The organism is Massilia sp. UMI-21, assembly GCA_015277795.1.
Lineage (GTDB): Bacteria > Pseudomonadota > Gammaproteobacteria > Burkholderiales > Burkholderiaceae_D > Telluria.
The window spans coordinates 1,322,240-1,345,197 of record CP063848.1; the positions used below are offsets into that span (position 1 = coordinate 1,322,240).

At 58.9% G+C, this 22,958-nt stretch carries 17 protein-coding genes and 1 pseudogene; 7 read left to right on the plus strand and 11 right to left on the minus strand.

The window, feature by feature from the left end; genetic code table 11:
• Positions 1-20 precede the first annotated feature (20 nt).
• Positions 21-416, minus strand: coding sequence for a DUF721 domain-containing protein (locus IM543_05905; protein QOY96540.1), 396 nt, complete (start codon positions 414-416; stop codon positions 21-23).
• Between the two features lie 438 nt (positions 417-854).
• Here IM543_05905 and secA point away from each other — a divergent pair, with 438 nt between their 5' ends.
• From secA to IM543_05920, 3 genes are all read left to right on the plus strand, one after another.
• Positions 855-3,638 (plus strand): preprotein translocase subunit SecA, encoded by a 2,784-nt coding sequence (gene secA, locus IM543_05910; GenBank protein QOY95396.1) that lies wholly within the window; start codon positions 855-857, stop codon positions 3,636-3,638.
• Between the two features lie 314 nt (positions 3,639-3,952).
• Entirely contained in the window at positions 3,953-4,237 is a 285-nt protein-coding gene (locus tag IM543_05915) for a DUF2489 domain-containing protein (protein QOY95397.1), read from the plus strand.
• A gap of 95 nt (positions 4,238-4,332) precedes the next feature.
• Complete coding sequence (locus tag IM543_05920; GenBank protein QOY95398.1) at positions 4,333-4,653, plus strand: hypothetical protein; 321 nt, start codon at positions 4,333-4,335, stop codon at positions 4,651-4,653.
• A 122-nt stretch (positions 4,654-4,775) separates the two neighbouring features.
• Here the strand turns inward: IM543_05920 and IM543_05925 are convergent, their stop codons facing one another.
• Complete coding sequence (locus tag IM543_05925; GenBank protein QOY95399.1) at positions 4,776-5,561, minus strand: AAA family ATPase; 786 nt, start codon at positions 5,559-5,561, stop codon at positions 4,776-4,778.
• Complete coding sequence (locus IM543_05930) at positions 5,558-6,637, minus strand: IS21 family transposase (GenBank protein ID QOY95400.1); 1,080 nt, start codon at positions 6,635-6,637, stop codon at positions 5,558-5,560. The genes IM543_05925 and IM543_05930 overlap by 4 nt, the downstream gene beginning before the upstream one ends.
• A 444-nt stretch (positions 6,638-7,081) precedes the next feature.
• On the opposite strand from IM543_05930, the gene IM543_05935 reads away from it, so the two are divergent.
• Positions 7,082-8,059: an IS481 family transposase gene (locus tag IM543_05935; GenBank protein QOY95401.1), complete on the plus strand. Its 978-nt coding sequence runs from the start codon at positions 7,082-7,084 to the stop codon at positions 8,057-8,059.
• Here the strand turns inward: IM543_05935 and IM543_05940 are convergent.
• Positions 8,022-11,375: a DUF2974 domain-containing protein gene (locus IM543_05940; protein ID QOY95402.1), complete on the minus strand. Its 3,354-nt coding sequence runs from the start codon at positions 11,373-11,375 to the stop codon at positions 8,022-8,024. The two genes, IM543_05935 and IM543_05940, sit on opposite strands and share 38 nt — an antisense overlap.
• A gap of 2 nt (positions 11,376-11,377) precedes the next feature.
• The gene (locus tag IM543_05945) at positions 11,378-12,490 is read right to left on the minus strand and encodes a hypothetical protein (GenBank protein ID QOY95403.1); all 1,113 of its coding nucleotides are present in this window, start codon (positions 12,488-12,490) and stop codon (positions 11,378-11,380) included.
• Between the two features lie 151 nt (positions 12,491-12,641).
• On the opposite strand from IM543_05945, the gene IM543_05950 reads away from it, so the two are divergent.
• Positions 12,642-14,209 (plus strand): IS3 family transposase gene (locus tag IM543_05950; protein QOY95404.1). Its coding sequence is split into 2 segments (ribosomal slippage): positions 12,642-13,080 and positions 13,080-14,209, totalling 1,569 coding nucleotides; the frame shifts between segments, so codons are not numbered across the junction.
• Between the two features lie 160 nt (positions 14,210-14,369).
• A pseudogene (locus IM543_05955) lies at positions 14,370-15,797 on the plus strand (IS1182 family transposase).
• A 316-nt stretch (positions 15,798-16,113) separates the two neighbouring features.
• On the opposite strand, the gene alr reads toward IM543_05955, so the two are convergent.
• Positions 16,114-17,217, minus strand: coding sequence for an alanine racemase (gene alr, locus IM543_05960; protein QOY95405.1), 1,104 nt, complete (start codon positions 17,215-17,217; stop codon positions 16,114-16,116).
• Between the two features lie 7 nt (positions 17,218-17,224).
• Positions 17,225-18,514, minus strand: coding sequence for a D-amino acid dehydrogenase (locus IM543_05965; GenBank protein QOY95406.1), 1,290 nt, complete (start codon positions 18,512-18,514; stop codon positions 17,225-17,227).
• Positions 18,515-18,625: 111 nt separating this feature from the next.
• On the opposite strand from IM543_05965, the gene IM543_05970 reads away from it, so the two are divergent.
• The gene (locus IM543_05970; GenBank protein QOY95407.1) at positions 18,626-19,111 is read left to right on the plus strand and encodes a winged helix-turn-helix transcriptional regulator; all 486 of its coding nucleotides are present in this window, start codon (positions 18,626-18,628) and stop codon (positions 19,109-19,111) included.
• Between the two features lie 31 nt (positions 19,112-19,142).
• Here IM543_05970 and IM543_05975 read toward each other — a convergent pair whose 3' ends face one another.
• The 4 genes from IM543_05975 to IM543_05990 form a co-directional block, all read right to left on the minus strand.
• The gene (locus tag IM543_05975; protein QOY95408.1) at positions 19,143-20,174 is read right to left on the minus strand and encodes a MerR family transcriptional regulator; all 1,032 of its coding nucleotides are present in this window, start codon (positions 20,172-20,174) and stop codon (positions 19,143-19,145) included.
• Positions 20,175-20,313: 139 nt separating this feature from the next.
• Complete coding sequence (locus IM543_05980; protein ID QOY95409.1) at positions 20,314-20,925, minus strand: PEP-CTERM sorting domain-containing protein; 612 nt, start codon at positions 20,923-20,925, stop codon at positions 20,314-20,316.
• Positions 20,926-21,134: 209 nt separating this feature from the next.
• Positions 21,135-22,139 (minus strand): N-acetylmuramoyl-L-alanine amidase, encoded by a 1,005-nt coding sequence (locus tag IM543_05985; GenBank protein ID QOY95410.1) that lies wholly within the window; start codon positions 22,137-22,139, stop codon positions 21,135-21,137.
• A gap of 27 nt (positions 22,140-22,166) precedes the next feature.
• Positions 22,167-22,898 (minus strand): transglycosylase SLT domain-containing protein, encoded by a 732-nt coding sequence (locus IM543_05990; GenBank protein ID QOY95411.1) that lies wholly within the window; start codon positions 22,896-22,898, stop codon positions 22,167-22,169.
• Between the last annotated feature and the right edge of the window lie 60 nt (positions 22,899-22,958).

Genomic DNA, 22,958 nt, shown 5'->3' on the forward strand with positions numbered 1-22,958 from the left:
GGCGCGCAGGGAAGGGCGGATTACTTCCGCTTTTCCGCCAGCCGCCTGAGCGCCGCCACCAGGCCCTTGTTCTGGCTGCTGTCTTCCAGCGACTCCGCCAGTTCCTCGAAGGCCTGCACGGCCGTCTTCGGCAGCTCCAGCGTACGCATTTGCGGCTTGCTGTCCGGCATCGCGCGTGCCACCTGCACCTTCAGCTTCACCGATTCCACCGCCCAGCCGCGCTGCGCCAGCGCCGACTGCAGCTTGGGCAGCATCTGCTTCATGCGCGCCGCGACGGCCGAACTCGGCACCGCGAGCACCAGCGCCCCGTCCTGGAACGAGATCACGTCGGTGTTGCCGGCCATTACGGGCAGGATCGCGGCGCAGTCGGACTGCAGCCGGGCCATGCGCATCGCGGCGGGCAGCAGGCTGGCCATGCGGTCGTTCTTGCGCAGGAAATCCGTCGCAACGATCGAGGTTTGCCGGTTCTTGGTACCGTAGATATGCACTATGAAAACTAGCTTGGAAAATAGAAGAGGAAACAGGAGCGCAGGCAGGGGAGGGAAGCGCGCTTCGCCATGCCCGCAACATACCACAAACCGGCCAGGAAAATCGCGCTGGACGGTGCCGGAGAGGTGTAAATCGCCGCTGCCGTCGGGGCGCGTCCGGGGCGTTCGGGTGTGGCGGACGCTGCACTTATAGTGCAATTTGATAACATTCTACTGACCAGCAGCCTTGTTATCCGCCCCATCATCCCCAAGTGTGGCCGGATCGCATGATAAAATCAGTAGCTTTTTGCCATAGTCGGTCTTCGGCGAGTCCTCGACGGCTCACCCCTGGCTCTTTTTTGCGGCGTAATTTTCTAGAACACAGCAATGTCATTCCTGACCCAGATTTTCGGCAGCCGCAACCAGCGTCTGCTCAAGCAATACCAAAAGACCGTGCGCCAGATCAACGCGCTCGAGCCCCAGATGGAAAAGCTGTCGGACGCTGAACTCCAGGCCAAGACGCCCGAATTCAAGGACCGCCTGGCCAAGGGCGAGACGCTCGACGACATCCTGCCGGAAGCCTTCGCGGTCTGCCGCGAAGCCGCCAAGCGCGTCATGAAGATGCGCCACTTCGACGTCCAGCTGATCGGCGGCATGGTCCTGCACGAAGGCAAGATTGCCGAGATGGGCACGGGCGAGGGCAAGACCCTGATGGCGACCCTGCCGGTCTACCTGAACGGCCTCTCGGGCAAGGGCGTGCACGTCATTACCGTCAACGACTACCTGGCCCAGCGCGACGCCGAATCGATGGGCCGCCTGTACGGCTGGCTCGGCTTGACGACCGGCGTGAACCTGTCGCAGCTCGACCACGACAGCAAGCAGAAGGCCTACGCCTCGGACATCACCTACGGCACCAACAACGAGTTCGGCTTCGACTACCTGCGCGACAACATGGTCTACGACGTGCGCGAACGCGTGCAGCGCAACCTGAACTTCTCGGTGGTCGACGAGGTCGACTCGATCCTGATCGACGAAGCGCGTACCCCGCTGATCATCTCGGGCCAGGCCGAGAACCACACCGACCTGTACCACCGCCTGAACGCGCTGCCGCCGCTGCTGACCCTGCAGGTCGGCGAAGAGACCCCGGACGGCAAGGGCCAGATCGAAGTCCCGGGCGACTACACCAGGGACGAGAAGGCGCACACCGTGCTGCTGACCGAGGCCGGCCACGAAAAGGCCGAGGCCCTGCTGACCGAATGGGGCCTGCTGCCGGAAGGCGCATCGCTCTACGACGCCGCCAACATCACCCTGATCCACCACCTGTACGCGGCGCTGCGCGCCCATGTCCTGTACCACAAGGACCAGCACTACGTGGTGCAGAACAATGAGGTGGTGATCGTCGACGAATTCACCGGCCGCCTGATGACGGGCCGCCGCTGGTCGGACGGCCTGCACCAGGCGGTGGAAGCCAAGGAAGGCGTGCGCATCCAGAACGAGAACCAGACCCTGGCCTCGATCACCTTCCAGAACTACTTCCGCATGTACGACAAGCTGGCCGGCATGACCGGTACGGCGGACACCGAAGCCTACGAGTTCCAGGAGATCTACGGCCTGGAGACCGTGGTCGTCCCGCCGAACAAGCCGTCGCAGCGCAAGGACCGCCAGGACCAGGTCTACAAGTCGGCCGAAGAGAAGTACAACGCGATGCTGGGCGACATCCGCGACTGCTACGAGCGCGGCCAGCCGGTGCTGGTGGGTACCACCTCGATCGAGAACTCGGAACTGCTGGCCGGCATCCTGACCAAGGCCGGTCTGCCGCACAACGTCCTGAACGCCAAGCAGCACGCCCGCGAAGCGGAAATCATCGCCCAGGCCGGCCGGCCGAAGATGATCACCATCGCCACCAACATGGCGGGCCGCGGTACCGACATCGTCCTGGGCGGCAATGTCGAGAAGCAGATCCAGCTGATCGAAGCCAACGCCGCGCTGGCCGATGCCGACAAGCTCGCGCAGTCGACCCAGCTGCGCGACGAATGGCAGTCGCTGCACGACCACGTGGTGGGCGCCGGCGGCCTGCACATCATCGGCACCGAGCGCCACGAATCGCGCCGGGTCGACAACCAGCTGCGCGGCCGTTCGGGCCGCCAGGGCGACCCGGGCTCCTCGCGCTTCTACCTGTGCCTGGACGATCCGCTGCTGCGCATCTTCGCCGGCGACCGCGTGCGCGCGATCATGGAACGCCTGAAGATGCCGGAAGGCGAGCCGATCGAGGCGGGCATCGTCACCCGTTCCATCGAGACCGCCCAGCGCAAGGTCGAGGCCAGGAACTTCGACATCCGTAAACAACTGCTGGAATACGACGACGTCGCCAACGACCAGCGCAAGGTGATCTACACCCAGCGTAACGAGCTGCTGGAGTCAAGCGAGATGGCCGAGCTGATCGCCTCGCTGCGCGTGGGCGTGTTCACCGACCTGGTGCGCCAGTACGTGCCGGCCGAGTCGGTGGAAGAGCAGTGGGACATCCCGTCGCTGGAGTCAAGCCTGGCCGCCGAGTGGGGCTTGAGCATTCCGCTGCAGCAGATGCTGGCCGAGGATCCGAACCTGAACGACGACGACATCCTCGCGCGCGTCCTGAAGGCGGCCGAAACCTCGTACGAGACCAAGCTGGACATCGTGGGCCGCGAGTCCTTCGCCGGCTTCGAGCGCAACGTCATGCTGCAGAGCCTGGACACCCACTGGCGCGAGCACCTGGCGGCGCTGGACCACCTGCGCCAGGGCATCCACCTGCGCGGCTACGCCCAGAAGAATCCGAAGCAGGAGTACAAGCGCGAAGCCTTCGAGCTGTTCAGTGCCATGCTGGACATGATCAAGAACGAAGTGATCCGCACCGTGATGACGGTCCGCATCCAGACCCGCGAGGAAGTCGAGGCCGCCGAAGCGGCCATGGCGGCCCAGCTGGCGCACCTGGAAAACGTCAACTACCAGCACGCCGACTTCAACCCGTCGGCCGCGCCGGAAGAGCTGCTCAACCCGAACCCGGTGCGCGCGGACTCGGCCCCGGTGGCGGCGGAAGACCACAGCACCTACATGGGCGTGAAGGTCGGCCGCAACGACCCGTGCCCTTGCGGCAGCGGCAAGAAGTTCAAGCAGTGCCACGGCAGGCTGGCCTGAGCTGATATAGCGCTTGTAAATGGAACGGCCGGGTGAGAACCTGGCCGTTTTTTTTATGTCTTGTGCGTGATGCGTGCGCTGTCGATGGCGGCTGTGTGGGACTTCGTGACAGTTCTCGATTTTTGTTGGCTTGCGGGCTGCTATGCTGTGTTCGACGGCCGGCTTCGGCCAGGAGCGGACGTTCGACCTAAACAGTTGCCGACATACTGTGCGGCTGACTTGAACAAAGATAGGGCCTTGAATTGACCCAATACGCTACTCATGAGGGATACGCTCGTTCGGTACGCCGCGAGGTCGTCTCAATAGCAAAGGCGATGCTCGACGGACAGTTGAGCTTTCTGATCGGTTCACGACGATTGGCTGCTTTACGTCATGAAACTGATACGGCGGCTGACGACGCAGACTTCCTAATTTTCGTTGCTATCGACTCAGAAACTGATGCATTGCCGCTCGGTGCCGTTCGAGAGCACTGGGACAAACGTGCCCTGGCCCGGCTTGAACTGGAGATTGAAGAGGCTGAACACTGGGCCTCCACTGCCGGGGCCGATGCATGCAAGTCGCTAATTGCAAGGTTTGGAGAGCACGAATCGAACACATGAACGTCTGCTTCGGGTCGACAGCGGGCGCTACAGTAGGTCCGCAATCGGCCACGAGCGGACGTTCGCGGTTTTTCTATTTTCACTAATTGAGGCATATGGACCTGCCCACAATCGAGACTATGGCTTCGGGAAACCTGAATCTCACGATCACGGAAGATACGGCTTGGGAAACCTTCTCGGCTCAGGCCTCCGACTTCGTCCGACGGTTCAAAGGCACCGTGCTTAAACGAATCGACACTCCAGTTGAGCGGATGTGGATTGTCCTGATCAAACGGAGACCGTTCTACCAAACGTTTGAGGATTTCCTGTTGAGGATGACGCTCGACTCGATGAATAGTTCTTGTGCTTTAGTGATTCACGAAATACACGCGGCGCTATTCGCTGAAGCGCAATCGAAAAAGCCTAATAATGCATAGTCTCAAGCTAGAGAAATAGCGGCCGCAAAAACTGCTGTCAACGGCGATTGAAAACTGATACAGATTTCGTCGTGCCAGCGATTTAAAACTGATACACCGCCGTTGCCGAACACCGTCCGCGTTCAGCCAACTTCTGCAACATCGCTCCCCCTCATCATCCCGGCCTGGCGCTGGTGCTTCAGCCGGTAGCTTTCCCCTGCAATCGGCACGATGTGCGCGTGGTGCAGCAGCCGGTCGAGCAGGGCCGCGGTCAGCGTCGTGTCCTGCGCGAAGGTCGTGTCCCACTGCCCGAACGGCAGGTTGCTGGTCACGATCAGGCTGCTACGCTCATACAGGGCCGCGATCACCTGGAAGAACAGGTTGGCCTGTTCCCGGTTCATCGGTAAATAGCCGATCTCGTCGATGATCAAGAGCCGATACGCCTTGATCGCGCGGTGCATCACCGCTTTCAGATTGTTCTGCGTATGCGCCGTCGACAACGCCAACATCAAGTCGGCCGCCGTCGTGAAGCGCGTCTTGATGCCTGCCTGCGTGGCCTTGTAGCCCAGTGCCATTGCCAGGTGCGTCTTGCCTACGCCGCTGGGCCCGACCAGCACCACGTTTTCATGCCGTTCAACGAAGCCCAGGCCGGCCAGTTCCTCGACCTGGCTGCGCTTGACGCCTTTGGCGAAGTCATAGTTGAACTCGTCCAGCGTCTTCACTGCCGGGAACCCGGCCAGCCTGGTCATCATGCTCTGCTTGCGTACGTTGCGTCCGGCGGCTTCTTCCCTCAAGAGCCCCTCCAGGAAGTCGCTGTAGGCCATCTCCTGCTTCGCCGCCTTCTGGGTTGCGGCGCCATAGCCCTGTGCCACGAACGGCAGGTTCAGGCTCTCGCACAACGCCGCGATACGCTCATGCTGCAGGTTCATGCCGCCACCCCTTCAGTAACCCGCACCAGCAGCGCGTCGTACACCTGTAGCGGATGCTGTACTGGAGACGGTTGCGCGATCCGCTCCACCACCGCCGCCGGCCGCGGCGCCGCAGGTGCTGCAGTACTCGTTTGCGGCCTGGCTGCCGCGATGTCCGCCCGCCACGGTGCCGGTAGCGCTTGCAGGTGCTCCACCTCCCGCTTCAATGCTTCGGCTGGCGGCTCTCCGGTTGTTCCGTGGATGCGCGCATTGGCCACGTCGCGCAACCAGTGGGCCACTTCCACGTTGGCCGTCACGACGTCGAGCTTCTGGCCGCTCTGCGCGAGCCGGCTCGCCAGCGGCACGTAGAACGAACGACGCAGGTAGCCGTTGAATCGTTCGACCTTGCCCTTGGTCTTGGCCCGGTACGGCTGGCACAGCTTGATCACGAAACCGCTATGCCTGGCGTAGTCCAGGAAGCCGGCGTGGAAGCGGTGCTCGCCTTCGCCGTACGCATCGCGTTCCAGCACCACCGTCTTCATGTTGTCGTACAGGACCCGCCGCGTCACGCCACCGAACGCCGCAAAGGCGCGCTCGTGGCAAGCGATCAGGGTCTCCACCTTCATGTTGCTGACGAACTCCACGTAGCTCGCCCGGCTAAAGCCGAGCGTCGCGCAGAACGCGTGCAAGGGTGCGCTGCCTTTACGGAATTCGACCCAGTCCACCTGCAGCTGCTCGCCCATCGCCGTCTCGAAACGCACCACCGGGTCGGCTGGAGGCGCCGGGCGCAAGGTGCGCAGAAAGGCCCTCAACTGGCTCATGCCGCCCTCGTAGCCGCGAGCGGCGATCTCGCGGTACAGCACGGTGGCCGGAATCACGTCGGGCTGAGCGGCTTGCTGCCGATCTCTCAGGTACTGCTCGAATTGCGCCAGCTTCGTCTGGCGTTTGACCTTGCGTTCGTACTTCGGCACGGCCTCCAGGGCCAGATGCCGGCGTACCGTGTTCACTGCGCAGCCTACCTCGGCGGCGATCTGCCGAAGGCTTAACCCATGCCTCTTCAGGAGTTGAATTTCCACGTACACCTCTTTGGGTTTCAAGGCCGCTCCGCAAAGCGGCCATCTTCTCAAAATGGTGTATCAGTTTTCAATCGCTGCCTGTATCAGTTTACAACCGCTGCTGACAACTGCGGCCGCCCATTATTTACAGAGGGCCATCCCAGTCGCCAAGGTAATACGGTGGGAGACCGATTAATCCCACCTTTGAACTCTGGAGAACGCTCATAGCTGCTTCTCTACTAGATATTAAGTCCCAGTTCGCATAATCAACCGCAACTATGCCTCCCAGCACGTTGTCCGATTGGTGTGAGATAAGAGATCCGTTTAGTTCGTTTGCAAAGCTCCAAATGTAGTTAGGTGTTCAGTATCGTGCGATCATATTCCTCGCCGTAGCTGGCCTTTGTTTCGTGCAAAAGCTATGCTGGGCGACTTGATTGCTGGGTTCAGCAGTCCCGGCATTCAATCGCACCAGGAGCAGTTGGCAGCATGAGTTCACGCATTCATCCACAGGCCCGTACCACACCGAAGATCCGCCAGGAGATCAAGGATTCGGGCCTGTCTTCCAGAGAAGCTGCCAAGGTTTTCAACATCACGCGAGCCACTGCACAGAAGTGGCTTGGACGCGATGACGTACACGATCGCTCGCACCGCGCTCACACACTGCATACAACCTTGAGCCAGGCCCAGGAAGCCATTGTTCTGTCTCTGCGCCAGTCACTCTACCTGCCGCTCGACGATCTTCTGTTCATTACCAAGCAGTACATCAATCCGGCCGTCTCGCGCGCGGGCATTGCGCGCCTGCTAAAGCGTGAAGGCATGTCGCGCCTGACGGACTTGATTGCGACGGCAGAGGGAGAGAAGATCACGCCGAAGAAGACCTTCAAGGACTACGAACCCGGCTTCATCCACATCGATATCAAGTACCTGCCGCAGATGCCGGACGAGACCTCACGCCGCTATCTGTTCGTCGCTATCGATCGCGCCACGCGCTGGGTCTTCATGCACATCTACAGCGACATGACGGAGAAAAGTAGCGTCGATTTTCTGCGCCGTTTGAAGTTGGCTTCGCCGATCAAGATCAGCAAAATCCTGACCGACAACGGCTCGCAATTCACCGACCGTTTCACCACCAAGGACAAGAAGCCCAGCGGCAAACACGCATTCGACGTCGCCTGCGCAGCCCTGCCTGCAGAACATCGCCTGGCGCCGCCACGCCATCCGCAAACCAATGGCATGGTCGAGCGCTTCAACGGGCGCATCAACGAATTGCTGCAGCAGACCCGTTTCGATAGCCGGGCCGATCTGCAGGCCACTTTGCTGAACTATCTGAAGCTGTACAACCACCACATTCCACAACGCGCCATCGGCAGTAAAACCCCCATCCTCGCTCTCAAGGAATGGCAACAAAAGCGGCCGGAGTTATTCGTTAAACGCGTTTATGATCAAACGGGACTCGACAGTTAGGCCCGTTCCTTACCAGTTCACTATCAAATCGCTGAACTAAACCTACAAAGTCAACTAAACTAAACCTTTGATCGAATCCAACGTATTGCCCATCCACAGTAAATTCATTGTGAACAAATTGCAAGCGCTCTATCGATTTATCTGAAAAACTATACCAATCCTTAATTGTTATCTGGTCATCAGTGCCCAACTTAAAGATGAGGTCATTACCAATTTTGCTCAAAGATAGACCATTGAACTGCGCGGGAAGTGCAATCGAGAGAACCGCATTTGCACCATTTGTTCCTTGCAACACATCTTTTCCATCGCCCAGGTTAAAGGCTATGACTGATTCCCCCGTAGATAATGTGATTGTATCGTCTCCCTCTCTTCCCGCAATAAACCGCGTTCCGGCATCAGTTTGAATCACGTCAGCATCTTCTGAGCCCCAAACAGCAGATACTCTGTGCTGGTCCGTAAACGTATAGCCGACTGTTTTCTGCGTTTGGGAGGAACTTGACGTATCTACCGAAGTTCCATCAGCAAAAGTTTTGACAGTTCGTCCTGCGATCTCCTGTTCCACAAAGATAATCGCCGATGATTTATCATATCGGGTATAGCTGTCTGGAGACCATACGTCACGATACTTTATCGTTCCATCTTGATTGTATTGGATGAGATACGAATTAAACTCGTCGATTTTTACTGATTCTTTAATAAGTCGACCATTGTACGAAAAATATTTCTCATGGCTGTTTAAATCTTCCCAAATGATTCTTCCATCAGACCATTCGCGCTGTAAATGGTAACCATCGAAATTGCGAACATCTGTTTTTTGGATATCGCCATTCCAATCATAGAATGTGTAATCCCAGCTGCCATCTGGGCGATCAGTCTTTAAAGAACTTAATACGTTCCCCCATCCCCATTGCTTCTCTATAATTGTTCCATCTAGATCTTTTCTTACTTCCAACGTGAGCGTATCTCCATACTCATACTTTCGATGCACGCTACTTCCATCATCTGCGTACTCATCGGTTGTACGTATCCAGCCTTCGTTTGTCTCACTGTGTATAAGGCGTCCTGTAGCGTTAAAGTCGTTCGTTACTGTTTTACCAGCCGCTGAAATCACTTCGTGCACTTTAATCTGTGCTGTATTAAAGTTTGCAACGATATGCACCCCTTCGTTCTCTTCAGTCCGAATATATGAACCGTCGAGCGAAAATACGGTTTTGGTGGTGTTCCCGTTAGCATCTACTAGGTTCTCAACAAGTTTGATACCTTCAGAATTGAATTTTGTTGTGGAACTCAAAGTTTCCGAGTTCGATGAAACGGTACGGCCAAACAAATCAACCTGTTCGAACCAGAATGCCGAGCCGTCGTACCAGCGATGGTTGTAAATTCCTGGAGCTTCCTGCTCAATCATATGGTACACACCGTCACTTGAAGTATAGTGGTATGACGAGCTGTGTACTTCGTAATTTGGCGACCAGATATAGTCACTTCCCAACTCATTCTTGCTGTCATGGATCTGATAAATTAACCCATCAGTCGCTGTAAATTCAGCGTCGTTATTTTTGACTAGTGTTGGAAGGCCATCTTTTAGTTTAAAAGTTTTGTCTTCGTATTGAATAACACTATATACTCCAAAGCCGAAATGCTCCTTGACTGGCTCCCAAATTGCATCTAGCCCCCACTTTCCATCTTTACTTTCTAAGATCGCAAACTGACTAAGATAAATTTTCGGAGGATTCGAATCGTTGAGCTCTAGACCAACGCGGGAATAGTTGATCGATTTAATTTCCCCCGTTTTAGCAAAGGAATACATATGAGTAGAAGTAAGATGGCCGTCAGTATAGTTGTTAAGTCCACCGAGTTCGCTGCGCCCATTTAGCTTGGGTTCCCAAGCACGAGTTTCAACAGTTTTCCATTTCCCTTCAATAATATATTCGACAGTATATTTTCCGTTGCCGTAAGTTTCGCGTACATAGCTTGGGTAGGAGGATTTGTTGGTGACTGTCAGCCTGTAGCCGCTTTGGTCAGCATTGAAGTATTCTTCAATATCCTTATCTGCTGAAGTAAATTTTTTCGAACCATGACCGTCAGTCCAAGTTGTAGCTTCTGTGACTCCTTCCTTGTTGACGTAGATGCTATGGGAAAATTCAGAAGTTGCGCTGTTAGTCCAAGTAAAGTCGTTGCCTACTACTTCCTCAGTGCCGAATCCAGCTGCGTTGATATCAAATGTAACCGTAACACGGCCATTATCCTGCCCGTAGGTATACGTGCCCGACAATGCTCCTTCTGTTGTCATCTCCAGCGAGACTTTTCGCTCTGCTGTATCTCGATCGAAGGTCCAGCTACCGTCACTATTATTCAAATAGTCAATATATAATTCGCCCTTTGCGTTTACCTGAGAGAAATACTGAGATTTGCCATCATTGCGAATCGAAATCACATTTCCATCGGTATCAGGAGCGCTCACGTCGTACGTTGCTTTCGCACTCAATTCATCGCCGACCATTGAGAAATTGATTTTGATTTTTTCATCTGAGAAAATCACTTTGCCGTCTGGCCCAATACGGAGCGCACCTTCTTCTTTTGCGTTCGAAGGAATTGTTCCAGTAGGTTCCCAAATATTTGCCCCGAAAATTGAATTTTCTTTTTTGAGGTACGAAACAATAGTTTCGATAGAATGTCCTGGCACAAGACTATTGTACAGAGAATATACAGCGCTTAGTGTTAGACCTAGTCCGCCGGTAAACCCAAGAAGCAAAGTCGGCAGGAACTGTTGCGGGGCAGGCCCTGCATCGAGTTTGTAAGAAAATCCTAGATGGGTACCGCCAGCGTAATTGATTGCGTCACCTTCCGCATACAAATTTAGAACCCGATAATTTTCCTTTGGCTCAGAAAAACTATACCCACCAATTCCAGGTGAATTAAAAGTTACAGCAGAGACGTCTCGTTTCAACTCGTCTTGCAAAAAGGCAGTCGCTGCTTGAGCATTGTTTCCGCCTAACGAGTGGCCGGTATTGATAATTTTGTAATCTGCATATTCAGGCAGTTGGGCAATTTCACGCGCAAACTCAACCGCGCGGTCTTGCCCACTATGTTGAATAAGAAGTGTTAGCTTCCCATCATTTGCAAGATCTTTGAGGTCAGGCATCCTAGTTCCTCGATGCGTGATCACAATTTCTTTTGTTTCCCGATTGATATATGCTTGACCGTAATATCCATTTTCATTGTCGTCACTAACGTCAATGAGTTCCCATTTCGTAAAAATTTCCGGATCGGCATAAACGCCTCGACTAAAAATCGCTAGTTCTAGAATGGTTGCCATTTTTATTTTGCTAAAAAAATTGTAATTTTTTTTGCGCTTGCCACAGCAATGATATTCTGTTCGCTGTGAGTTGCTATTGCTGAAGTGTCAATATTGCCGCTAAAAGTAATTTCTTTCTTATGTATGTCCCATATCCTTAAAACCCCTTTCTCCCCTCCATATCCTTCATAGATTCTATTTGTGCCAGCGGAAATTGCTAGGCCAACTTGGGCTTGTCCATAGTTTGGTGAGGCTAAGATAGTTGTTTCAGACGACTTTAGGTCGAAGTGATATAGCCCTTGTCCGGCAGCGATAAATACTTGTTCGCTATTTGGATGCCATTCGAGGCGAGTGAAAGAGTCAGCGCGAAATGAAACTATTCGGTCTGATATGATTGCTCCATTCGTTACATCTACTATCTGCAAATGAAACTCTGGTTTTCTAATTATCTGACCGTTCCCGTTCTTTAGCGGGACTGGCACGCTCTTTAAAGTAGAAACGCCCATGATTGCTAGCTTCGATCCATCTGAAGATAGGGCCATATTTCTAGGGCTTATATTTGCTAAATCTACCGCTAGTGTCTGCGTCCAATCTTTAGTCGAATACTCAATAAGTTCTGCTAGATCGCTGCCAAGTGGTCTTTCCGTTAGCCTTATCAGTTTTTCGCCAGTTGCTGAGAAAGCTAACGCTATGCAACCAAGCCCTACCGAGTCGTCCGTAAATTGACGAACTATTTTCCATTCGGCCATGCTCCAGACCGTTATCACAACATTTGAATTGCTTGCCCGACTATGACATGTAGCAAAAAAGCGCTCATCAGGAGAGAATGCAAATGGAGTTCCAACCACTACGTCTGATGCTCCAATTGGTAAAGTTACAGAACGTTCTACCTTTCGCTCTTCCCAGTTCCATAAGATAATCCCGCCGTCCGCCTGACGACTAGCTAATACTCTGCCACTAGGACTAAATTGTAAGAAGCGCGGCCTTGGGTTATTCGGCTCGGATAACTCCACTACTTCACGTAACTTGATGTATTCCATTGACTCTGGACCTTTTGACGAAGCAAATGCATGCCAATTGCTGCTAAATATTAATAAGGTTAAACCGGTAATTCTTAGGACAATATGTCTTTTCATGGCTGCGAGTCGGCACTCTAAGGGTCTGCGGTTGAGCATTCTAGCAACTCAAACGTCACGTAAACTCAAAGATTGTAACGTGCCCCCGGTGTCAGAATAGTTGTCGCCCCGTTTGAATCTGAGAAAATGGGGGCGATAACAAGAGTGAAGAGTGGCCCGGTACGGACAAGAATTCAAAGACAAGGCGGTTGCAAGGTTGCTGCCGCCCGAGAGTGTATCGATCAAGGACGTGGCCTTGTCGGTGGGTGTGAGCGAGTCGACATTGGAGCGCTGGCGTAGCGAAGCCTTGGCAAGTCCAGTGCAGCGGCGCGAGTGGACGCCGGCGGCCAAGTTCGAGGCGGTGCTGGCGACATCGGCAATGGACGAGGCCAGCAAAAGCGCGTGGTGCCGCAGCAATGGCGTGTATCCGCACGAGCTGGCGGTATGGCGCGAGAATGCGATTAATGGCCTGGCCCAGCCGGGCGAGAAGCGGCTGACGGCGGCCGAGGCCAAGCAGGAAAGGCGGCGCGTCAAGGAGCTCGAGCGCGAGATACGGCGCAAGGACAAGGCGCTTGCGGAAGCGGCTGCATTGCTGGTGCTGTCAAAAAAAGCCGAGGCGATCTTCAGCAAGTACCGCGCCGAGGACGAATGATCGGACTCGAAGATCGCCGCAAACTGGCCCAGGACATCGAGCAGGCGTGCAAGCAGGGCGCGCGCCTGAGTGAGGCATGCGCCGCCGTCGGACTGAGCGAACGCAGCCTGCAGCGCTGGCAAGCGCACGGCGGCTTGGACAATGGCGACCGGCGGACGACAGCTGAACGGCCTGTCCCCGCCCATGCGCTCACGGCGCAGGAGCGCGAAGCGGTGCTGGCTGCCGCGAATGAACCGCGCTTTGCCGACATGCCGCCCGCGCGCATCGTGCCGATGCTGGCTGACGAAGGTGTCTACCTGGCCAGCGAATCGACATTCAGCCGGATCCTGCGCACCAGCGGCCAGAGTGGCCATCGCGGCCGGGCCAGGGCGCCGCACAAGCAGCGCCCGCCGACAACCCATGTGGCCACGGCGCCCGGGCAGGTCTGGTGCTGGGACATGACCTACCTGCCCGCGCAAGTGGCCGGTCGCTGGTTCTACCTGTACCTGATCATGGACCTGTACAGCCGCAAGATCGTCGGCTGGGAGGTGCATGCCGAAGACAATGCCGACCACGCCAGTCACCTGGTGCGCCGCACCGCGCTGGCCGAGGGTATCGCCATGCGCGACGACAAGCCTGTCCTGCATGGCGACAACGGGGCGACGCTGAAGGCTACGACAGTGCTGGCGATGCTGCACTGGCTGGGCATCAAGGCCTCGTATTCGCGCCCGCGCGTGAGCGACGACAACGCCTTCGTCGAGGCGCTGTTCCGCACGGCAAAGTATCGGCCTGAATTTCCTAACGAAGGGTTTAACGACCTGGAAGCTGCAAGAGCCTGGGCGGCTCGTTTCGTCCGCTGGTACAACGTCGAGCACCGGCATAGCGGCCTGCGCTACGTCAGTCCGGCTCAGCGACATGAGGGGCACGACCAGGACATCCTGGCTTCACGCCGTGAAGTCTATGAGCAGGCCAAGGCGCGTCATCCAGCCCGCTGGTCGGGGCAGACGCGGAACTGGACGCCAAGCAAGGCAGTTACCTTGAATCCGGAGCGTGATCACGTCGTCTCCACTGCCTTGAAGGAGGCGCAAACTCAGCAAATTGCAGCTTGATTCAGGCGACAACTACCTTGACATTCACCGCATCGAAGCAGGCGTAACACTGAACAATACCAATGTCCGGTATGGGTCCAGCCTGTGTAAAAACACAGGACCGTGTAAACGAACCCGGCTGGGTTAACGTTGAGGGAGTATCTCATCACCGGGGTGTTAAATGAAGCGCTTTATCGAAGGCGAAGACCGTGGGCAAGGCACGCTACTGCCAGAGCACCTGGATGACTACGTCACCGAAAACAACCCGGTTCGGGTGGTCGACGTATTCGTCGATGAGCTTGACCTGGCCAGTCTGGGTTTTGCGCGGGTGATACCTGCAAAGACTGGCAGGCCAGCGTACCACCCGGCTGTACTACTCAAGCTCTACATCTACGGCTACCTGAACCGCATCCAGTCGAGCCGCAGGCTCGAGCGCGAAGCGCAGCGCAACGTCGAGCTGATGTGGGTGACCAGGCGCCTGACCCCGGACTTCAAGACGATAGCGAACTTCCGCAAGGACAACGGCAAAGCCATTCGTAATGTCTGCAGGCAGTTCGTCGTCTTGTGCCAGCAGCTGGATCTGTTCTCGGATGCAGTGGTGGCGATCGACGGCAGCAAGTTCAAGGCCGTCAACAGCAGCGACCGCAACTTCACTGACGCCAAGCTTAAGCGCAGGATGACGGAGATCGAAGCGAACATCAGCCGCTACCTGACCGAACTCGACACGGCAGACCGGCAGGAGCCGGCTACTGCACAAGCGAAAAGCGTTCGCCTGAACGAAAAGATCGCAGCGTTGAAATCACAGATGGCTACGCTCAAGGAAATCGAAGCGAAGCTGGAAAAGACTGGAGAAACGCAGATCTCGCTCACCGATCCGGATTCTCGCTCGATGATGACGCGCGGCTCAGGCATCGTTGGCTATAACGTGCAAACAGCGGTCGATGCCAAACACCATTTGATCGTCGAGCACGAGGTCACTAACAATGGCAGCGACCGCGATCAATTGTCTGGCATGGCCAAGAAGGCCCGCGCAGCGATCGGTACGGCGACATTGACAGCGATTGCCGACCGAGGCTACTTCAAGGGCGAGGAAATCCTGGCCTGTCGTGAGGCGGGCATACGTGCTTTGGTGCCGCCTACGAAAACTTCTGGGGCCAAGGCCGATGGCCGGTTCGACAAGGCCGACTTCATTTACGATTCCGAAAAGAACGAGTACCGCTGCCCGGCTGGCGAAGCCTTGATATGGCGATTTTCCAGCGTCGAAAAAGGCATGACGAATCACCGCTACTGGAGCTCGAACTGCAAGGGCTGCCCGCTCAAGGACAAGTGCACGCCGAGCACTCAGCGGCGCGTGACGCGCTGGGAACATCAGGATGTGCTCGACGACATGCAGGCACGTCTTGAACAGACGCCCGACGCCATGCGCATCCGGCGTTCAACCGTCGAGCATCCCTATGCCACGATCAAGGCATGGATGGGATCCACACACTTTCTAACGAAAGGCCTGGAACGTGTGAAGATCGAAATGAGCTTGCATGTGCTGGCTTACAACTTTAGTCGTTTGCTCGCGCTGCTTGGCATGCAGGGAATGCTGGCGGCGATTAGGGCGTATGCCCGTTTTCTGCCGCCAATCGGGCTGTTTGGAGCGTTCTTGCTGCTGGTCTTGCCGAGGACTGGAAAACGGGGCGGCCAAGGCTATGGCGCTTCTATAAGCTTTTGGATAGGCCGTGAGCCGTACTATTCGGCTTACGGATCCAGTTAATGAGTTTTTACACAGGCTGGGTCGTTAGCGGACGCTACAATAAGGTTTGCCACGGGACCAAAGGCGGACCGTAGTGACGTGGTTCGAACGGAGTCCCATAATCACAGGCCGTTCGATCGATTCCTGCCACCTGCAGCCACGACGTCCGCCCGACCTTGCGTGATCAGACGTAGCGCCGATGGAAGCGCCCGCCCAAACGCGTCAGCACTTCATACCCGATCGTCCCCGCCAGCGCCGCCACCTCGTCCACCGAGTGCGAAGGCCCCATCAGTTCGACCTGCGCCCCGGGCACGAGGCGCTCCGGCGCAATGTTCGTCACATCCAACCCCATGCTGTCCATCGACACCCGGCCCACGACCGGCACCCTGACGCCGTCCACGAAGGCGTACCCGTGGCCCGACAGCGAACGCAGCCAGCCGTCCGCATAGCCCACCGCGATGGTGGCGATGCGGCGTTCGCCCGATACCACGTGGTGGGCGCCGTAGCCGACCACGTCGCCCTCAAGCACGGTGCGCACCTGCACCACGCGCGCATGCAGCGACACCGCCTGCCTCAGCGGATTCGGGCGGCCCGGCTGCGGGTTGATGCCGTACAGCGCCGCGCCCGGGCGCAGCAAATCGTAATGGAAAGCGGAACCCAGGAAGATGCCCGAGGAATTGGCCAGGCTGGCCGGCACGCCCGGGAACAGTTCGCGCAGTTCGTCGAACCTGCGGCGCTGGGCGGCGTTCATCGGGTGATCCGGTTCGTCGGCGCAGGCCAGGTGGCTCATCACGAGGGCAGGGCGCACGCCGGCCAGCCAGTCGCGCTTGGCGGACAGCGCAGCCAGGTCGGCCGGGGCCAGGCCCATGCGCGACATGCCGGTGTCGAGCTGGATCGCGGCCGGCAGTTCGCGGCCCAGGGTGCGGGCGAGCAGGCGCCATTCCTGTACCTGCCCCGGATCGTTCAGCACCGGGCGCAGGTCGTACTGGAAGCAGTCGCGCGCGGCGCCCGGCGGCGCGCCGTGCAGCACGTAGATCGTGCAGTCCTCGGGCACCAGCTGGCGCAGGCGGATGGCTTCTTCCAGGTGGGCGGTGAAGAAGACCTTGCAGCCTTCCAGGGCCAGTGCCGGCGCCACCTGGTCCATGCCGAGCCCGTAGGCGTCGGCCTTCATGACGGCCGCGCAGGCCCCTTGGGTCTGGGCGGCCAGCAGCCGGTAATTATCACGGATCGCGCCCAGGTCGACCGCTAGCTGCGCCCCGGCGCGGGACGCATCCACAGAATCCACCATGCCTTGACTATGCCTTGACCAGTTCTGGTGCGGCGCCGCGTTGCGGGGTGCCGGCGTAGCGGAACACCGCCAGGTCGTCGGCACGGATGGCCGGCTGCTTGCCGCTGACCAGGTCGGCGATGACGCTGGCCGAGCCGCAGGCCATGGTCCAGCCCAGGGTGCCGTGGCCGGTGTTGACGAACAGGTTGCGCAGCGGGGTGGCGCCGACCACCGGGGTGCTGTCCGGCGTCATCGGGCGCAGGCCGGTCCAGAAGCTGGCCTGGCGGGTGTCGCCGGCGCCCGGGAACAGGTCGTTGACGACCATTTCGAGCGTGTCGCGGCGCGCCGGGTTCAGGTATTTGCTGTAGCCCGCGATCTCGGCCATGCCGCCCACGCGGATGCGGTCTTCGAAGCGCGTCACGGCGATCTTGTAGGTCTCGTCCAGGATGGTCGAGACCGGGGCACGGCTGGGTTCAAGGATCGGCACGGTGATCGAGTAGCCCTTGAGCGGGTAGACCGGCAGGGTGAACTGGTCCTTCAGCAGCAGGCGCGAATAGCTGCCCAGCGCCAGCACGTAGCGGTCGGCGGTGCGCATGCCGGTGGCGGTGCGCACGCCGCTGATCTGGCCGCTCTTGACGTCGAGGGCCTGGATGCTTGTGTCGAACTCGAAGCGCACGCCCAGCTCGCGCGCCATCACGGTCAGGCGCGCGGTGAACAGCTGGCAGTCGCCGGTTTCGTCGTTCGGCAGGCGCAGGCCGCCGACCAGGGTGGCGTGCTTGCCCAGCGCCGGCTCGGCCTTGCCCAGCTCGCGGCCTTGCAGCAGTTCGTACTCGACGCCGGCTTCTTTCAAGATTTCGATGTCCTTGCCCGCGCTCTCGAGCTGCTGCTGGGTGCGGAACAGCTGGATCGTGCCCAGGGTGCGGCCTTCGTATTCGATGCCGGTGTCCGCGCGCAGTTCGCGGATGCAGTCGCGGCTGTACTCGGCCAGGCGCACCATGCGTTCCTTGTTCACCGCGTAGCGGTCGGCCGTGCAGTTGCGGTACATCTGCCACATCCACTGCAACTGGAACAGCGAGCCGTCGGGACGGATCGCCAGCGGCGCGTGCTTCTGGAACAGCCACTTGGCGGCCTTCAGCGGAATGCCCGGCGCCGCCCAGGGCGAGGCATAGCCCGGCGAGATCTGGCCGGCGTTGGCGAAACTCGTCTCCAGGGCAGGGCCGGGTTGACGGTCGATGACGGTGACGTCGTGGCCAGCCTTGGCCAGATAGTATGCGGTGGTCACGCCGACCACGCCGCTGCCCAGTACGAGAACGCGCATGATGTGCCTAGGTCCTGAATGAAAAAAAGCCGGATTTGGGAAAGATTGCCATCATACCGCCAGTAATGGAATAATGGTTTCTGTTATTACACACTTTTTCAGTGAAAAATCATGCGCGTCCAGAAAAACTCCCACCGCGTGCTCGACAAGATCGACCTGCACATCCTGTCCATCCTGCAGGACGATGCGCGCATCGTCATGAAAGACCTGGCCGAGCAGGTCGGGCTGTCGCTGACGCCCTGCATCGAACGGGTCAAGCGCATGGAGCGCGACGGCGTCATCACGGGCTACCACGCGCGCCTGAACCCGCAGGCCATGGGCCTGCAAATCCTGGTGTTTGTCGAGATCAACCTGCACCAGAAGTCCGACCAGGCCTTCGAGCGCTTCCGCCGCGCGATGCTGGCGATTCCCGAGGTGATGGAATGCCACCTCGTATCTGGTGACTTCGATTACCTGATCAAGGCCCGGATCCCGGAAATGTCGGAATACCGCCGCCTGCTGGGCGAGATCCTGCACGTGGCCGATACCGGCCAGTCGAAGAGCTACGTGGTGATGGAAGAGCTGAAGGAAACGCTGGCGCTGTCGATCCCGCGCTGAAGCAGCGCCGCGTTTTCCGGCTCCGGATGCCCTAGGGCTGGGCGGCCGGAGCGTGCATGCGCGCCATGGCCTGGCGCAGGAAAGCGATGACGTCGTCGCCGATGCCGGTACCCAGGTGCAGCATGGGTTCCAGGCTGCCGGCGCGGCGGAACTGCGCCACCACCTCGGGATCGTCGCCGACCATGTCGTGGAACAGGGCGAACCAGCGGCGCGTCAGTGCCAGGGCCTCGCCGGACTGCGCCTTCGGATCGCCCTGCATGCAGGCGCGAATCTGCATGGCCAGCACGATCCACTCGTCGCAATGCGAGGCTTCGTGGCGGCGCATGCGCTCGATCGTGGCCGGCGGCAGGTAGCGCGCATAGATGGCGAAGCGCAGTTCGGCGATCGCATCGCGCATGTAGGCCAGCAGCGCAGGGCTCAAGCCCATTTGCTGTTGCGCCTCGGGGTCCTGCCCGGTCATGGCGGTCAGGCGCAGGATGAAGGCGGGGTCGCCGCCGCTGTCGCGTTCCACGCAGCCCAGCCAGCGCTCGGCGAAGGCCTTGGCTTCGCGCGCATCCGGGGCCACGCCCCGATCGATCAGCGATTGTGCCTGCTTCACCAGTTCCTGCCATTCGGCCTGCGCCGCGCGGTTCTGGTACAGCGGCAGCCGCGCCAGTTCTTCCTTCGAAAAGTATTTTTCGTACATGGTCATCTGCTCCAGGGTAGTCAGCCAGATGGACAGGTCCGTGTCTTCGCCGGCGGCCAGGCGCGTGCGCAGGCGCTGCAGCTGTTCGCGCATGTGCTGCGCCTGCGCGATCTGCCGGTCGAGGCTGGATAACTGGCGCTCGACCACGGCCAGCGGCGAAGCCTGCGGGCTGTCCAGGTAAACCCCGATGTCGGCCAGCGCCATGCCGAACGCGCGCAGGGCCTGGATCTGCTGCAGGCGCGCCACGTCGTCACGGTCATAGAGCCGGTAGCCGGCATCGGAACGCGCAGAAGGCGAGAGCAGGCCGATGCTGTCGTAATGGTGCAGCGTACGAACCGTCAGTCCGGCGCGCGCCGCGAGTTCTCCCACTTTCAACATTCCTGTTTCTCCCAATTCCTCATGCGTGCCGCTACTCTGGAGCCTCACGCTGCGTGAGGGTCAAGCATCATCGCATGTCGGGAATGAAAAATGCCGCCCGGGGCACCGGACGGCATTGCAGAAAGGGCGGAACGCGCGATCAGTGCTTGCGACGGCGCACCAGCGCCAGGCCGGCCGCGGCCAGGCCGAGCAGGGCGACCGAACCCGGTTCCGGCACGTTGGCGGCGGTGGCCGGCGTCTGGACGCCGCCTTCGGCGCCCAGCAGTTTCCAGCTGCCGCCAGCGGCGCGCGCTTCGAGTTCGACTTCGCCGTAGACGCTGCCTTCGAAGAACAGGAATTCGATCGCGTGCTTGCCGGCCGCCAGGTAGGTCGAGCCTGTCCGGTATTGGACCGGATGGTAGGCATTGTCCGAGTACAGCACGGTGTTGCCGATCTTGAGCTGGACGCCGTCGTCGGCGTAGCTGCGGAATTCGTAGACGCCGGCGGTGGCGATGTCGAGCCAGCCGATGGCCGACAAGCCGAAATTGTCGAGCACGCCGCCCGGGAAGGCCGCGTCGCCGCTGTAGTAGCCCGCGTTGCCGTGGTCGGAGTAGTTGATGACCGAGGCAATGCCGGCGTAATCCGCGGTGCGGCTCGCCATGGCGCTGTTGCCGGCGTTGGTATAGACATGGACGAGCAGGCCGGCGCTGGCGGGCAGGGCGGCGGCGAGGAGGGTGGTGGCCAGCAGGCCAGTGATGAACATGCGCTTCATAAGATTCCCTAATAAATGCTTGATGTAGGAAAGTTTTTCTTATAAAGCAACGAGCGTGCCAACAATTAGCGGGTGGGCTAAGCGATTGATTTGACGTAAAGAAAAAAATTTAAGGAAAAATGTTGCGAATATGCATGTAAAAATGGGCGTCACCCCACCCATGGGGGGGATGCGCGGGCCGGCGCCCATCCGCCTGCCCGCGCCGCGTCTTACCAGGCCATCTTGTTCCATGTGTTGTCACCCACCACGCCGTCGGCGCCCAGTCCGTTGGCGCTCTGGAAGTTCTTCACCGCGGTCGCCGTGGCCGGGCCGAAGGCGCCGTCGACCGTAATGCCGGCGCCGCTCTCGTTGAGCTGGCTCTGCACCGCGCGCACCTTGGCGCCCGAGTCGCCCTGCTGGGTGAGAATGGTCAGCGCCGGCCAGGTGGCGTTGCCGACCACGCCATCCGCGCCCAGGCCGTGCGAGGACTGGAAGTTCTTCACCGCGTTCTGGGTCGTGGTGTCGAAGCTGCCGGTGACGCTGAGCGTGTAGCCCCATTGCTGCAGCAGGTACTGGATGGTGAGCACGCGTTCACCGGTGTTGCCGTACTGGACCAGCGGCCAGGTGGCGCTGCCGCCGCCGCCGGCGGTGCTGCCGGCCACCAGCGACTTGTAGCGCGGCCAGTCCCAGCCCGAACCCGGGTCGGTGTGGCTCTGGCTGGCGAAGTTGACGTGGCCCTTGACGTTGTACAGCGAATCCGCCGGCACCGCGTTCCAGCCGCCGCTGCCGTCGAAGACTTTCTGCGCCAGGGCGCGCGAAGTCAGGATGTCCTTGGTCAGCGCCGCCGAGGCGTTGTACATGGCGGTGGTGTACCAGGCCGAGGGGTTGGCGATGTAGCCCTCGTGCTCGATGCCGATGGTGTAGCCGTTCGAGTTGCCGACGTGCCAGGCCTTGTCGGCCTCGCGCACCATCTGCGTCACCTGACCATCCGAGGAGCGGATCACGTAGTGGGCGCTGACGCCGGCGCTGCAGTTCTGGAACCAGGAGATCGAGCCCGCGTACGAGCCTTGCGTGGTATGCACCGTGACATGGCTGACGGCGGCGGTGCGGGCGGAATAGTTGCAGCTGGCGGCCGGGTTCCAGGTGGCCGGCGGGTAGTCGGTCGAGGCAAGCGCCGGCTGGGCCGACGCGACGAAACACAGGCCTGCGAGTAGGCACCGCATTGTGGTTTTCATGAGATTGTCTCCGTATTCTGCGCGTTTTTATTTGTTTGGGGTATCGACGAAATCCGGCGCCGAAATCTTCGGATCGGCGGTGCCGGTCTCGACCGTGATGCGGCGACCGGACAGCTTGCGCAGCCGCTCCTTGCCGTACACCTTTTCCATCTCGACGTGCTTCTGGTCGATCTCGAACATGCTGCCCCTGCGGCCCTGGCGGATCGCGGTGAGCACCTCATAGCTGTAGATCTTCGCGATCTCGGGCTGGGGGATGCCGCTGTAGCGCGCCACCGCGGCTTCCCAGTCTTCCAGCGGGAATCCCTTGTTCTTGCGCGCGCCGTAGTGCGCGAGCAGGGCGGCGGCGGCGCGGATGTTGGTGCGCGTATCCATGGCCGCCTGTTCCGGCGTGGCCCGGATCAGGGCCGCGCCCTCAAGCAGCGAATGGCCGAAGTGATTGTCGTCGCGCAGGCCCATGATGCCGTAGCTGATCGGCATGCCTTCGTGCGATTCCACTTCGACTTCCGGCTCGCCGTTCTTGCGGAGCTTGCCCTTGGGGACGTGCGGGTGCCAGCGGGTCTCGGCGTAGGCGATCGACTGCAGCAGCTCGACCGGTACGTTGAACTCATTGGAAGCTTCCCTGAAATACTGCTTGTACTGTTTGGCCGACACGGTCAGTTCGGCCGGTTTGCCGTCGGCAAATGCCAGCGGTGATGCCGCCGCACCTGCGAGTGCTGCACATAGCGCGACCAGCAGCCGCGCCTTGACGCTTGGTTTCATCCTTGTCTCCAGTCTTGTTTGAATCATGTGAACAAGCCCGGCCAGGGGGCCGGGAAAGCT

What these genes read in the sequence shown, in the direction of transcription:
- IM543_05905 (QOY96540.1), bottom strand. Translation starts at nt 416, where the DNA reads ATGGCCAGCCTGCTGCCCGCCGCGATGCGCATGGCCCGGCTGCAGTCC.
- secA (QOY95396.1), top strand. Translation starts at nt 855, where the DNA reads ATGTCATTCCTGACCCAGATTTTCGGCAGCCGCAACCAGCGTCTGCTC.
- IM543_05915 (QOY95397.1), top strand. Translation starts at nt 3,953, where the DNA reads ATGCTCGACGGACAGTTGAGCTTTCTGATCGGTTCACGACGATTGGCT.
- IM543_05920 (QOY95398.1), top strand. Translation starts at nt 4,333, where the DNA reads ATGGACCTGCCCACAATCGAGACTATGGCTTCGGGAAACCTGAATCTC.
- IM543_05925 (QOY95399.1), bottom strand. Translation starts at nt 5,561, where the DNA reads ATGAACCTGCAGCATGAGCGTATCGCGGCGTTGTGCGAGAGCCTGAAC.
- IM543_05935 (QOY95401.1), top strand. Translation starts at nt 7,082, where the DNA reads ATGAGTTCACGCATTCATCCACAGGCCCGTACCACACCGAAGATCCGC.
- IM543_05940 (QOY95402.1), bottom strand. Translation starts at nt 11,375, where the DNA reads ATGGCAACCATTCTAGAACTAGCGATTTTTAGTCGAGGCGTTTATGCC.
- IM543_05945 (QOY95403.1), bottom strand. Translation starts at nt 12,490, where the DNA reads ATGAAAAGACATATTGTCCTAAGAATTACCGGTTTAACCTTATTAATA.
- alr (QOY95405.1), bottom strand. Translation starts at nt 17,217, where the DNA reads ATGGTGGATTCTGTGGATGCGTCCCGCGCCGGGGCGCAGCTAGCGGTC.
- IM543_05965 (QOY95406.1), bottom strand. Translation starts at nt 18,514, where the DNA reads ATGCGCGTTCTCGTACTGGGCAGCGGCGTGGTCGGCGTGACCACCGCA.
- IM543_05970 (QOY95407.1), top strand. Translation starts at nt 18,626, where the DNA reads ATGCGCGTCCAGAAAAACTCCCACCGCGTGCTCGACAAGATCGACCTG.
- IM543_05975 (QOY95408.1), bottom strand. Translation starts at nt 20,174, where the DNA reads ATGTTGAAAGTGGGAGAACTCGCGGCGCGCGCCGGACTGACGGTTCGT.
- IM543_05980 (QOY95409.1), bottom strand. Translation starts at nt 20,925, where the DNA reads ATGAAGCGCATGTTCATCACTGGCCTGCTGGCCACCACCCTCCTCGCC.
- IM543_05985 (QOY95410.1), bottom strand. Translation starts at nt 22,139, where the DNA reads ATGAAAACCACAATGCGGTGCCTACTCGCAGGCCTGTGTTTCGTCGCG.
- IM543_05990 (QOY95411.1), bottom strand. Translation starts at nt 22,898, where the DNA reads ATGAAACCAAGCGTCAAGGCGCGGCTGCTGGTCGCGCTATGTGCAGCA.